The organism is Sphingomonas sp. S1-29 (genome assembly GCF_026167545.1).
Taxonomy (GTDB): Bacteria; Pseudomonadota; Alphaproteobacteria; order Sphingomonadales; family Sphingomonadaceae; genus Sphingomonas.
This window is the reverse complement of record NZ_CP110678.1, coordinates 1,097,629-1,110,459: the sequence shown is the minus strand read 5'-3', so window position 1 is coordinate 1,110,459 and position 12,831 is coordinate 1,097,629. Positions and strand designations below refer to the sequence as shown.

The window sequence follows — 12,831 nt, the reverse complement described above, 5'->3', positions numbered from 1 at the left end:
GCTGGTCGAACGGGTCAGGCGGCTTCGGCCTCCAAAGCGGGCGCGGCCTTCTTGAACTGGTCGGCCTCGGTCGATTCGCCGAGCGCGGTGGTCGAGCTTGCGCCGCCCGCCAGCGTCGTGGCGACGAGATCGAAATAGCCGGTGCCGACTTCGCGCTGGTGGCGGGTGGCGGTGTAGCCATGCTGCTCGGCGCCGAATTCGGCCTGTTGCAGCTCGCTATACGCCGCCATGCCGCGATCCTTGTAGCCGCGCGCCAGCTCGAACATGCCGTAGTTGAGCTGGTGGAAGCCCGCGAGCGTGACGAACTGGAACTTATAGCCCATCGCGCCGATTTCGCGCTGGAAGCGGGCGATGTCGTCCTTGTCGAGATTGGCCTCCCAATTGAAGCTGGGCGAGCAATTATACGCCAGCATCTTGTTCGGGAACTGCTTCTTGATCGTCTCGGCGAAGCGGCGCGCGTCGGCCAGGACGGGCTTCGACGTTTCCCACCACAGCAGATCGGCGTGCGGGGCAAAGGCGAGGCCGCGCTTGATGCAGTGATCGACGCCGGTGCCGTCCTTCAGGCGGAAAAAGCCTTCGGGGGTGCGTTCGCCGGTCAGGAACTCGCGGTCGCGTTCGTCGACATCGCTGGTGATCAGCTTGGCGCTTTCGGCGTCGGTGCGCGCGCAGATCACCGTCGGCACGCCCGAGACGTCGGCGGCGAGGCGCGCGGCGTCGAGGTTGCGGATGTGCGCCTGTGTCGGGATCAGCACCTTGCCGCCGAGATGGCCGCACTTCTTCTCGCTCGCCAGCTGGTCCTCGTAATGGACGCCGGCTGCACCTGCGGCGATATACGCCTTCATGATCTCGTAGCAGTTGAGCGGGCCGCCAAAGCCCGCTTCGGCATCGGCGACGATCGGGGCGAACCAGTCGCGGGTTACGCCGCCTTCGCTATGCTCGATCTGGTCGGCGCGCTGGAAGGTGTTGTTGATCCGGCGGGCAAGGTCGGGGCCGGCATTGGCGGGGTAGAGCGACTGATCGGGGTACATTTGCCCGGCGCTGTTGGCGTCGGCTGCGACCTGCCAGCCCGAGAGGTAGATCGCCTTGAGCCCGGCGCGGACCATCTGCATCGCCTGGTTGCCGCTCAGCGCGCCGAGCGCGTTGATATAATCCTCGGTCTTGAGCAGCTCCCACAATTTGTTCGCGCCCTTGGTCGCCAGCGTGTGTTCGATCGTGATCGAGCCGCGCAGGCGTTCGACATCGGCGGCGGTGTAGGGGCGTTCGATCCCGTCGAAGCGACCGGCGGGGGCGGGGATGAGGGTTTCGAAACTCGTCGTCATTGTCATCGCCTTCACAAATCGTCCTGCGGATGATTTGGAAGTATACAAAAGCTACACTACGCACCCCACAGATTCACTTTCCGCGCGGGTCGTGCTGTTGCCAGCAGCGACGTAAACGCTGCAAGGTTGTAAACAATTGACAAGGGCGAGTCGGATTGGCTCCTCGCGGAAGTGTGGCACGAAAGGGGGCTTGTAGGACATGGCCGAACGCAAGGTGATCGCGGGGCATGCGGTGCGGCGGGTGCGGCGGCAGGCTGGGCTGACGCAGGCGGCGATGGCCGAGGCGCTCGAGATATCGCCGAGCTACCTCAACCTGATCGAGCGCAACCAGCGGCCGGTGTCGGCGAACCTGCTGGTGCGGCTGGCGCAGCGATTCGATTTCGATGCGCGCGCGCTGGCGGCGGGCGAGCCGGGGGGCGGCGCGGCGGCGATGCGGCGAAGGCTTGCCGATCCGCTGTTCGCCGATCTCGAGGTCGACCGCAGCGAGGTCGACGAATGGCTCGCCGCCGCGCCGGGCGGGGCCGAGGCGTTCGCGCGGGTGTTCGATCGCGGCGGCGCGGGGAGCGGCACCGCGGCCGACGAAGGCGACACGATCGCGCGCGACGTCCGCCGCGCGATCGAGCGCTGGCGCAACCATTTCGCCGATCTCGACGCCGCCGCCGAACGCCTCGCCGACGAATTGCGGCTGGGCAGCGGCGATTTGGCGCAGGCGATCGCCGAGCGGCTGCGCGTGAAGCACCAATTATCGGTGCGCATCCTGCCGGTCGAGGTGACGCCCGACATGCTCAAGCGCGTCGACCTGCACGCGCGGCAATTGCAATTGTCCGAAATGCTCGACGCCGCCTCGCGCACCTTCGCGATGGCCGAGCGGCTGGGGGCGGAGGCGGGGGCGGAGATCGAGGCGCTGGTGCGCGGCGCCGAGCTGGCCGACCGCACCGCGCAGCGGTTGTTCCGCCGCCACGTTACCGCCTATTTCGCCGCCGCGCTGATGATGCCCTATGCCCGTTTCCTGCGCGCGTGCGAGGGGACGGGCTATGACATCGAGCTGCTGCAGCGGCGCTTCGGCGCTGGGTTCGAGCAGGTGGCGCACCGGCTGACGACGCTGCAGCGCGTGGGCGCGCGCGGGCTGCCCTTCTTCATGCTGCGCGTCGACCGCGCGGGGCAGGTGTCGAAACGCTATGCCGGCGCGAGCGCGTCGCCGCTGGTCGAGGGCGGACTGTGCCCGTTATGGGAATTGTTCGAGACCTTCGGCCGGCCGGGCGACCTGGTGCGCCAACTGGTCGAGACCGAGGACGGTGCGCGCTGGTTCACGCTGGCGCGCACGGTGCAGCCGCAGGGCGCACGCGCCGGCGGTGTGCGCGGGCGTTTCGCGATCGGGCTGGGGCTGGCGGCGAGCGACGCGGCGGCGCTGGCCGCGGCGCGCGGGGTCGATCTGGCGGGCGGCGCGGTGCCGGTGGGGCTTGGCTGCCGTGCCTGCACCCGCACCAACTGCCCGCAACGCAGCGCCCCGCCGGCGGGCCGCGCGCGGATCGTGAGCGATCGCGAGGCGGGGGTTACGCCGTTTGCTTTTGCGGGGGATTGAGGGGGGGGCTACAATTATAGCCTTCCAGAAGGGCGGTGCGATGGCCGCCGTCGACGGCTTTGCCACCTTTCTCAAGATGGGAGCGAAAATTGGGAAGTCGGTCGGGAGCCCTAGTGCGCTAATCGGCGGGTATGAAGCGAAGCGTACCCGCGCGCCGAGCTGGTCCGCCTGTGTCGTTTGGGTGCCTCACTCCGTCCAGCACGGGAACTTCGGCAAAGTCGAATGGGCTTACACCGTCTAAAACGGCGACGTTCACACCGTACTGTTTCTGATTAGATTGGCGCTGGTGATGCGTATATATCCCACAGGCCGAACAGAAGAAGTGTTGCGCCGATCCGGTGTTAAAGCGGTAGCTTGTCAGCGCATCCTCACCCCGGATGATTTTTATTCCGCCCGCCTCTACCGAAACGGCGATTGCGCCGCGCATACGACAATATGAGCAGGTACAACGGCGGATCGTATTAAAGCCATCGCTAAGCGTCGCTTCGAAGCGGACTGCACCGCAATGACATTGGCCGACGATCACCTTGTGTTCGGTGTCCACGGGAGGTTCTCCGCTGTTGTGTCGTACAGGTACCGTAGGGCGAGCGAACCCGCGTGGGAAGGGAACGCTCCGCCATATGGCCGACCTTTGACTTGGCCATTTTGGAATGTCAGGGTCGCGGCAGCGACGGGACCGCGCTCCTCGCTGCCACTGCATCCCTAAACCCAGTTCCAGACCGCATTTCCCAAAATGGCCAGGTTGTGATTAGCGCTGGCGTAGACATGCCGATTGCATAGTATCGGGCGGGCTTGATCGCGGGCGGATGGAGACGATTTCGATGCTGTCGTTGTTGCTGATCTCTTTGGCCGTTTGGGCGGTCCTTATCGCCGCACCGCGAACGCCTGTCGCTGCTTGGCTGCGTCGGGTCGCGGTCGAAGCGCCGGCGCGCTGGCTGAGCAATATTCAGCGCGGCACGATGATCGTCACCTTCCTGTTGCTGCTGATCGGCGGCGCGATGATGTGGCTGATGCAGAACGAAGGCGCGCTGCTGTTCGGCATGGCGATGCCCGAAATTGCCGGGATGATGCTGGCGTTCGATGTGGTCGCTTATGTCGATGCGTTGGTGGTCATCATCACCGCATCGTCGGCGGTGCGGTTGCGTGCGGTGCGGGGATGGCTGGTGGCGCGGTTGCCCAATCGCGGGCGGGCGCGGCGGTCGCGTCGGGGGGTAGAGAAAGCCGCGAACGATGATGATGACGGGCACCGAGGATATGCGCTGGCGGCGTGAGCGGTTTCTCGACTTCGCTCGAAACGAACGGTGGGGGCAGTAGGCACCTCCCTCAATCCTCATCCCCCACCCGTTCGAAGATCCATTCGTGCTTCTCGACCAGCGTCGAGGGTACCGGGCGGCCGCGATACTTCTGACGCCGATGCGGAAGTGGCGCGAATTCAGTCTCGACGCGTGGTTGGATCGCTCGGGGATTGGCGGAGGATCGGTGCGAGCGGCCAGGAGCGATCCGTCATCGGCGCGGCGCTTTGTCGAGGTGAATGCAGGCGAGGTTCCGCGCCCTGCTCGCTGATGAAGCGCACGACATGCTCGGCCACCGCGTCGTCGGCACCCAGCCAGATGTGCCCGCCGCGGAGGAGTATCACCAGCCTGGAATCGCGGATCGTCGCCGCCAGGTATCGTGCGGTTGCGGCGGTGCCGAACCGGTCGTCCTCGACCGACACGATCAAGGTCGGCACCGCGATATCGCGATAGGCGACCGCGCCCGGCGCGCTCGCACGCCGCGCATCGTTGCGGATCCCGCGCACGCGCGCGCTGACCGGCAGCATCTCGTCGAGGATCCGATACGCGCGGGCGCGTTCGCCGGGTTCGACGCGGTCGAGCAACGCGGGATCGGTCGCCAGCAGCGTGCCGATCAGCCGCTTGGGTGCGACCGTGCGCGCGCTCCAATAGGCAAAGTCCGAGCCGAGCACGCGCTCGACCAGTAGCTGTTGCAGCGCGGTCATCTCGACCGGATCGCGGCCGCTGACATTGGCGGCGGGCACCAGCAGGATCAGCAGCGAACAGCGCTCGGGATGGCGCAGCGCGAACGCCACCGCCGACAATGCCCCCGCCGATCCTCCCACCACCGGCAGCCGATCGATCCCGAGATGGTCGAGCAAGGCGACGAACGTATCGGCCTGGTTCGCCGAAGACGGCACGGCGGGATAATCGCTGCGCAGATAGCCGAAGCGCGAAGGCGCGATGATTTGGTACCCGCGCTGCCGCAAGCCGGCGCCGAAGCTCAGCCCCTGGTCGAACCCGCCGCCGGTGCCATGCACCATCAGGATCGGTGGCCCTTGCCCGCGCACCGCATATTCGAGCGTCCCGAACCGCGTCGCGATCACCTCGCTCGCTCGCGCCAGCCGCCGCTCTGCGCGGCGCAGCGCGGCGGTATAGGCTGCGGCGACGACCGCTACGGCAGCGAGCGCGCCGGTTGCCAGCGCGAACCGGCGGGCCGGGCGGGGCGGTCTGATCGACATGCGTTGGCTGCTTGGGGTCCGTCGCGCGCGAGCGTCAGGGCCGGATCGCCACCTTGAGCACGCCGTCGCGCTGGTGCGCGAACAGGTCGTAGGCGGTCTCGATATCGTCGAGCCCGAAATGGTGCGTGACCAGCGCGGCGGTATCGACCCTGCCGCCCGCCACCGCCGCCATCAGCCGCCGCATCCGCTCCTTGCCACCGGGGCACAGCGTCGTGACGATCCGATGATCGCCGAGCCCCGCGGCAAAGGCGTCGAGCGGGATCCGCAGGTCTTCGGAATAGACCCCCAGCGACGATAGCGTGCCGCCTGGCCGCAGGCAGCGCAGCGCCCATTCGAAGGTCTGTTGCCGGCCCAGCGCCTCGATCGCGACATCGACGCCGCGTCCGCGGGTGATCCGCATGATTTCGCTCACCGGGTCTTCGTGCGTGAAGTCGACGACATGATCGGCGCCCATCCTGCGCGAGATCGCCGCGCGCGCGGGCAGGCTTTCGACCGCGATGATCTCGGCCGCGCCCATCGCGCGGGCGCCCGCGGTGGCGCATAGGCCGATCGGACCCTGCGCGAACACCGCGACGGTGTCGCCGATCCGGATCTTGCCCGCCTCGGCACCGCCGAACCCGGTCGACAGGATATCGGGGCACATCAGCACCTGTTCGTCGGTCAGCCCGTCGGGGATCGGCGCGAGATTGGCCATCGCGTCGGGAACGAGCAGATATTCGGCCTGCGCGCCGTCGATCGTGTTGCCGAAACGCCAGCCGCCCAGCGGCTTGAACCCGTGCGGCGCGTCGCGCCCGCATTGCGAATGGCAGCCGTCGAGCGAGGCGTTCGACCAGCCCGACGGGGTGATGGCGCCGGCGATCACCCGCTGCCCCTCTTCATAGCCGAGCACCGCCGAGCCGAGCTTCTCGATCACCCCCACCGGCTCGTGGCCGATGGTGAGCCCCGATGCGACGGGATATTCGCCCTTGAGGATATGCACGTCGGTGCCGCAGATCGTCGTGGTGGTGATCCGAACCAGCGCGTCGAGCGGGCCGATATGCGGGATCGGCTTTTCGCCGAGCACGATCCGCCCGGGTTCGAGGAAGATCGTCGCGCGCATCTTGTCGGCCATGGCTTGCTCCTCTTTTGAAGGCTTTTCGCGTGCCAGGCCGGGCGCGTCGCTACGGAATGTCCCTAGGGCCGCGCCGGCGTTTGCGCCTCAGTCGTCCTTGGCTCGGGTTTCGAGCTCGAGCTCTAACAGTCGGATGCGGCTGACCACCGCGAAGAAGAATGCGGTCGACCAGCCGAGCAGGATGATGCCGTTGGCGCCCTCGATCGCGCCGAACACCCGCCAGCCGGGGGGAAGGACCACGTCGCCATAGCCGATCGTGGTGTAGGTCGAGGTCGAGAAATATAGCGCTTCCTCGAACGAGCCCAGCGCCCCCGCCGCGGCGTACAGCGCCGCATAGGCCCAGATCTCGATCGCATGCAGCGCGAACAGCCCGAACGCCGCCGCAAGAATGCCGACGCTGTCGTGCAGCAGGACATAGGCAACGGGCCGCCCGGCGTGATGCCGGCGCAACAGGCCGAGCAGCGCGGCCAGCCCGCCAAGGTGGACGCCGATCGTGAAGGTGACCATCAACGAGGCCAAAACGAGCTGGGCGGGCAAGGTCATCGCGCCACTATGCGCGAACACCGCACCGCCAACGATGCGGCGATCTACGTAGCGGGGTGCGCTGCATTGGGAGCATTACCTAGCGCCCGCCGCTTCGCCGCGCGCTATGCGGGGGTACGTGGGAAGGAGATGCGCCGATGACCGAAATCCGCCGCAAGCTGACGATCGCGATCCGACCGTGCGAGCCGCCGCCCGACACCATCGACCCGCACGGCCAGCCCGAAATGCCTGTCACCGCCCGCCCGAACGAAGTGCCGACCGAAGAACCTTCGAGCATGGCCCCTGCGCCGGTGTTCGAACAGCCGCCGCAATCGGTGCCCGAAATCCCCGCATTCGGCGACGACGGACGCTAGCGGGTGGCGCGCCGGGGAGCGATGGCCCGCGCCCGATGCCCGCGGTGATCCCGCGCGGCGATCCGATCGACGCCGATCTGATGACGCGGATCGACCTCGAACTATGCCCCGCGCCCGCACGCGTCGTGTTGCGGCCCTTCGTTCCCGCCGAAAGCGCGATCGATGCCGACCCGCGCGATGGATCGCGCGTCGAACATATCCTGCGGCATGTGCTCGCGCTCGATCGCGCAGGCCTCGACGCCGAGCTCGATTGGGTGGTCACCAGCCTCGCCACCCGCCACCGCGACGTCGAACGGCTGCTGCAGCGGCGGTTCGAGGAGATGGCCGATCGCTTTCTCGCCGGCCGCAGCGTCAGCCCCCGCCAGGCGCTGCTGGCGGGCGCCTATTTTGCCGAGGAATATGCCTTCGAGGCGGTCGCGCTGTTCAACCCCAGCATCGTCGCGCATCCCGATCAAAGCGGGGTGGAACCGGGGGCACTGCGCTTCGTGCTGTCGCTGCGCGGGGTGGGTGAGGGGCATGTGTCGTCGGTCAGCTTCCGGACCGGCCAGATCAGCGCGCAAGGTACCATCGCCGTCGACCCGCTCGATCGCTGGGCGACCTCGCCGATCATCGATCGCATCGCCGGCGATCGGCCCGACGATCCCGCGCTCCGGCTCGATTACGGCCCCGCCGGGGATATCGCGCAGGTCGTCATCTTCCCGATCAGCTTCCAGCAGCGTCACGGGATCGAGGATCTGCGGCTGGTTCGTTTCACCGACGATGACGGGCGCGCCACCTATATCGGCACCTACACCGCCTTCAGCGGCGAAACCGTGCGCCAGGAACTGCTGCGCACCGATGATTTCGTCACCTTCGAGCTCGCCGCGCTGCGCGGCAGCCTCAGCGCCAGCAAGGGCATGGCGCTGTTCCCGCGCAGGATCGACGGGCAATATGCGATGCTGGGGCGCCACGATCACGAGAATATCTGGCTGCTCAAATCGGACGACCTATATCGCTGGGACCGCGGCAGCGTGATCGTGTCACCGCGCTGGTCGTGGGAGTTCATCCAGATCGGCAATTGCGGCTCGCCGATCGAGATCGACGAGGGCTGGCTGGTCATCACCCATGGCGTCGGGCCGATCCGCAATTATTGCTTGGGCGCGTGCCTGCTCGACAAGCACGATCCGTCGAAGCTGATCGCGCGCTCGACGCGGCCGCTGATCCGCCCGAGCAACGACACGCGCGAGGGATATGTACCCAATGTCGTCTATAGCTGCGGCGCGATCGTGCTCGGCCGCGCGCTGTGGCTGCCCTATGGCGTCGCCGATTCCTTCACGGCCTTCGCGACGGTGCCGCTCGACGAACTGCTCGCGGCGATGGCGTAGCCGCTGCGCGGCGATGGCGTAACCGCTACAGCGTGAAGGCGAAGAACAGCGCCGATGCCGCCGCCATCACCAGCGTGGCGATCCACCCCATCAGCGTCGCGATCGGCGACAGCGTCAGCCGCCCCATCGCGCGCTTGTTGCGGACGATCAGCATCATCATCGCCATCAGCGGCGCGGCGAGCACGCCATTGACTACCGCCGCCCAATATAGCGCGCGCACCGGATCGACCGCGACCGAGGTCAGCGCCGCGCCCGCCAGCGTCGTCAGCGCGATCGTTGCATAGAACAGCCGGGCCTTGAGCGGCTTGGCGTCGAGGCTTCCGGCCTTGCCCACCATCTCGGTCACCGCATAGGCCGCCGATCCCGCCAGGATCGGCACCGCGAGCAACCCGGTGCCGATGATCCCCAGCGCGAACATCGCAAAGGCGAAATCGCCCGCGATCGGGCGCAGCGCCTCGGCCGCCTGCGCCGAGGTGGTGATGTCGGTGATGCCGTTGGCATTGAGCGTCGCGGCGGTCGCGAACACGATCGCCAGCGATACGATCGAGCTGAACGCCATTCCCACCAGCGTGTCGGTGCGAATGCGGCGGAGTTCGGGGCCGGCCTCGCTGGGGGCGATGCACAGCGGCTTGGCGTGATGGCGGCGCTGCTCCTCGATCTCCTGGCCCGCCTGCCAGAAGAACAGATAGGGGCTGATCGTGGTGCCGAGGATCGCGACGACCGCGGTCGCATAGGCTGCGTTCCATTGCAGTTCGGGTACCACCAGCGCGGTGAGCGCGCGGCCCCAAGGCACCCCCGCGACCATGACCACCCCGACATAGGCGAACAGCGACAGCGTCGTCCATTTGAGGATCGCGGCGTAGCGCGGATAGCTCAACCACACTTCGAGCACGACGCAGACCACGCCGAACAACAGCGTATAGGCGACCGCATTCCCGCCGGTCAGCAGCACCATCGCCGCGCCCATGGCGCTGAGGTCGGCCCCCAGATTGACGATGTTGGCGATCAGCAGCAGCACTACCATCGTCCAGAGCACCGGCCGCGGGTAGTGGCGCCGTAAATTCTGGGCGATGCCGCCGCCGGTGACCCGGCCGATCTCGGCGGCGACCTGCTGGATCACCACCATCAGCGGGAAGCTGAGGACGAAGGTCCAGGCGAGGCCATAGCCGAATTGTGCGCCGATCTGACTGTGCGTGCCGATCCCGCTGGGATCGTCGTCGGCCGCGCCGGTAACGAGCCCGGGGCCGAGCGTGCGCAGGAAGCCGGCGCGCGGCGGTGGGGAATCGTCGGGCTGGGTCGATTCGGCGGCGATTGCGACCGGCAGTTTGGTCACGCCGCGCCCGCTGCGCGGCGGTGGCGTTCAATCATTGGCTCGCGGGGCCGCTTCCACCTTGGCGCGCGGCAATATCATCCGGCACACGGCACCCTCGCGGGGATATTCGAGGATCACGTCGGTGCGAAAGGTGGCCTTGGTGATCTGCTGGATGAAGGTCGTGCCGAACCCCTGGCGTGTCGGCGGGTCGACCGGCGGGCCACCGGTTTCACGCCATTCGATCTCGTAGTGGCTGCCATCGGCGCTGAAGGCGGTGGTAATCGATACGTGGCCGCTCGCGGCGCTCAGCGCGCCATATTTGGACGAATTGGTCGCAAGCTCGTGAAAGACCAGCGCCAGCGTTTGCGCGGCGCTCGCGCCGACCAGCATCGCCGGGCCGTCGACGACGATGTTGGTCCCGTCGGCGGTGCGGAACTGCTCGAGCTCGGCCCATAAAAGCGCGTCGAACCGCGTACTCTGCTCCGCCCCGAAGCCCAGCACCGCCTGCGTGGCGGCGAGCGCATTCACCCGCCCGAGCAATGATTCCTTGAATTCACCGACATCGGCGGCGCATTGCGCGCTGAGTGAAACCAGGGCCTTGACCACCGAAAGCACGTTGCGCGTCCGGTGATCGAGTTCGCGGGCGATCGCATCGTTGCGTTCCTCGATCGCCTTGCGTTCGGTGATGTCGCGATGGACGACGGTCAGCACCGTCCGGCCGGCGATGCGGTGGCGCGACACCATCGCCTCGGCGGGGAATTCCTGGCCGTTCTTGCGAAGGCCTCTAACCTCGCGGCGCTTTCCCATGAGCCCGCTCGCCGGGCCGTGTCCCTGCGCGAAGGAAAATACCTGGCGCGCATGCTCGGCGCGGTTGCGCTCGGGAAGCAATATTTCGATCGGCTGGCCGATGATCTCGATGGCCGAATAGCCAAAGGCGCGTTCGGCGGCCTGGTTGAACAGCAGGATGCGGCCTTCTTCGTCGGCGCAAACCACGGCATCGGCGACAAGCGCTATGACATCGACGCTCTCTAGAGCCGGCAGCGGCGCGGAAACTAGCGATTCGGACACGGTTTACTGCCCTTGGCCAAGGAGCCTGACCTTGGAGCTGTACTATGGCGCATCGGCAGCCAAAAGTCGAATGTCGACGCTTGATCTATTTTGTCCTACCGTTGTCTTCCGGCGGCGTCCGGCTGGTCCTTCAGCCAAAGCTGCGCGGTCGAAGAGGAACGCATGGGCGACGAGATCGAACTGAAGCTCGAGCTGACGCCGCCGGCAGCTGATCTGATCGAAGCCAGCGGGCTCTGGCCCGATGGTATCGGGGTCTTGGCGCAGCGTTCGATCTATTTCGACACCCCCGATCTTGCCCTGGCGAAGGCAGGCCTATCGCTGCGGGTCCGCCATGCGCGCGGCGGCTGGGTGCAGACGGTGAAGGCCGATGGCGCGAGCACCGCCGGGCTGTTCGCGCGCGCCGAATGGGAGTTTCCGGTCGACGGCGACACCCCGGTGCTCGACGATCGGACCCCGGTGGCGGCGGCGCTCGGTGAGGCAACCGACGCCATCGCGCCGATCTTCGACGTGCTGATCGAACGGCGGCGCTCGATCGTCGAGCAGGATGGCGCGGTGATCGAAGTGGCGCTCGACCGCGGCGAGGCGGTGGCGGGCGAGCGGATCACGCCGATCTGCGAGCTCGAACTCGAACTCAAACAGGGCGATCCCGCCGCCTTGTTCGCGCTCGCGCGCCGCATCGACGCGGTCGCGCCGGTGCGGCTCGAGGTGCTCAGCAAGGCCGAGCGCGGCTATCGGCTGTCGGCTGAGGCACCGGCGATGGCGAAGGCGGGGCCGGTGGTGCTGCCCCGCGCCGCCACCGCCGCGCAGGCGTTCGGTCGGATCGTCCAGGCCAGCATCCGCCAGTTCCGGCTCAACGAAGCGCTGCTCCAGGCGGGGCGCAATCCGGCGGCGCTGCACCAGGCGAGGGTGGCGCTGCGCCGGCTGCGATCGGCCTTCGCGACCTTCAAGCCGATCGTCGCGGGCGCCGCCCAGGCGCATCTGGCGACCGAACTGCGCTGGCTGGCCTGCGAACTGGGGAATGCGCGCAACCTCGATGTGTTGCTCGGTCGGGTCGGGCCGGGCGGGCTGCACGACCGGCTCGCCGCCGCGCGCGACGCCGCCTATGCGCGCGTCGCGGAGGTGCTCGGCGCGCCGCGCGTCCGCACGCTGATGCTCGATCTCGCGGCATGGACGTTCGCGGGCGATTGGACGCGTTTGCCCACGCTGGCGCCCGACCGCGACGAGCCGGTGCGCGAAGCCGCGGGCAGGGCGCTCGACCGGTTCCACCGCAAGGTTATCAAGGGCGGCCGCCACCTCGAAACCATCGACGATGAGTCACGGCACCAGTTGCGCAAGGACGCCAAGAAGCTGCGCTACGCTTCGGACTTTTTCGCCAGCGTTTTCGGGCGGAAGCGTGAACGACGGCGGCACCGCAAGTTCGTCGCGGCTTTGGAGGCGCTACAGGACCAGCTCGGTGCGCTGAACGACCTCGCGACCGCGCCGCAGCTGCTCGCGACGCTGGGCATCGCGCCCGATGCTACGCCGCTCGCCGAGGGCGGCCATCGTGCCAAGCTGCTCAAACAAGCAGCGCGCGCGCACGCCGACCTGCACGACCGCAAGCGCTACTGGCGGTAGCGCCGCCGATCCGCGCCAGGAACCGTCGCGCCGCCCGCGCGTCGTCGTGCCAC

At 67.6% G+C, this 12,831-nt stretch carries 12 protein-coding genes; 5 read left to right on the top strand and 7 right to left on the bottom strand.

The genetic code is table 11. The features are described from left to right. Positions 1–14 precede the first annotated feature (14 nt). Positions 15–1,319: an isocitrate lyase gene (aceA, locus tag OKW76_RS05160; protein WP_265551732.1), complete on the bottom strand. Its 1,305-nt coding sequence runs from the start codon at positions 1,317–1,319 to the stop codon at positions 15–17. 199 nt (positions 1,320–1,518) lie between these two features. Between aceA and OKW76_RS05155 the strand changes: the two genes are divergently transcribed. Then, positions 1,519–2,901, top strand: coding sequence for a helix-turn-helix domain-containing protein (locus tag OKW76_RS05155; protein ID WP_265551731.1), 1,383 nt, complete (start codon positions 1,519–1,521; stop codon positions 2,899–2,901). 118 nt (positions 2,902–3,019) lie between these two features. Here the strand turns inward: OKW76_RS05155 and OKW76_RS05150 are convergent, their stop codons facing one another. Continuing rightward, entirely contained in the window at positions 3,020–3,445 is a 426-nt protein-coding gene (locus tag OKW76_RS05150; protein ID WP_265551730.1) for a GFA family protein, read from the bottom strand. Positions 3,446–3,707: 262 nt separating this feature from the next. Here OKW76_RS05150 and OKW76_RS05145 point away from each other — a divergent pair, with 262 nt between their 5' ends. Beyond that, a complete protein-coding gene (locus OKW76_RS05145; RefSeq protein WP_265551729.1) occupies positions 3,708–4,172 on the top strand; it encodes a hypothetical protein in 465 nt (154 codons plus the stop codon). A 161-nt stretch (positions 4,173–4,333) separates the two neighbouring features. Here OKW76_RS05145 and OKW76_RS05140 read toward each other — a convergent pair whose 3' ends face one another. The 3 genes from OKW76_RS05140 to OKW76_RS05130 form a co-directional block, all read right to left on the bottom strand. Further along, positions 4,334–5,413, bottom strand: a complete 1,080-nt coding sequence (locus tag OKW76_RS05140; protein WP_265551728.1) for an alpha/beta fold hydrolase — start codon at positions 5,411–5,413, stop codon at positions 4,334–4,336. Positions 5,414–5,447: 34 nt separating this feature from the next. Further along, the gene (locus tag OKW76_RS05135; protein ID WP_265551726.1) at positions 5,448–6,524 is read right to left on the bottom strand and encodes an NAD(P)-dependent alcohol dehydrogenase; all 1,077 of its coding nucleotides are present in this window, start codon (positions 6,522–6,524) and stop codon (positions 5,448–5,450) included. Between the two features lie 87 nt (positions 6,525–6,611). Next, on the bottom strand, positions 6,612–7,067 hold the full coding sequence (locus OKW76_RS05130) for a potassium channel family protein (RefSeq protein WP_265551725.1): 456 nt from the start codon (positions 7,065–7,067) through the stop codon (positions 6,612–6,614). A gap of 137 nt (positions 7,068–7,204) precedes the next feature. Here OKW76_RS05130 and OKW76_RS05125 point away from each other — a divergent pair, with 137 nt between their 5' ends. Together OKW76_RS05125 and OKW76_RS05120 are read left to right on the top strand one after the other, a co-directional pair. Continuing rightward, positions 7,205–7,420: a hypothetical protein gene (locus OKW76_RS05125; RefSeq protein WP_265551723.1), complete on the top strand. Its 216-nt coding sequence runs from the start codon at positions 7,205–7,207 to the stop codon at positions 7,418–7,420. A gap of 35 nt (positions 7,421–7,455) precedes the next feature. Continuing rightward, positions 7,456–8,784: a glycoside hydrolase family 130 protein gene (locus OKW76_RS05120; protein WP_265551721.1), complete on the top strand. Its 1,329-nt coding sequence runs from the start codon at positions 7,456–7,458 to the stop codon at positions 8,782–8,784. Positions 8,785–8,809: 25 nt separating this feature from the next. On the opposite strand, the gene OKW76_RS05115 is transcribed toward OKW76_RS05120, so the two are convergent. Both OKW76_RS05115 and OKW76_RS05110 read right to left on the bottom strand, forming a co-directional pair. Beyond that, a complete protein-coding gene (locus OKW76_RS05115; RefSeq protein ID WP_265551720.1) occupies positions 8,810–10,117 on the bottom strand; it encodes an NRAMP family divalent metal transporter in 1,308 nt (435 codons plus the stop codon). A 27-nt stretch (positions 10,118–10,144) separates the two neighbouring features. Then, positions 10,145–11,164: a sensor histidine kinase gene (locus OKW76_RS05110; protein WP_265551718.1), complete on the bottom strand. Its 1,020-nt coding sequence runs from the start codon at positions 11,162–11,164 to the stop codon at positions 10,145–10,147. Between the two features lie 162 nt (positions 11,165–11,326). On the opposite strand from OKW76_RS05110, the gene OKW76_RS05105 reads away from it, so the two are divergent. Beyond that, positions 11,327–12,778: a CHAD domain-containing protein gene (locus tag OKW76_RS05105; RefSeq protein WP_265551716.1), complete on the top strand. Its 1,452-nt coding sequence runs from the start codon at positions 11,327–11,329 to the stop codon at positions 12,776–12,778. The last annotated feature ends 53 nt before the right edge of the window (positions 12,779–12,831 follow it).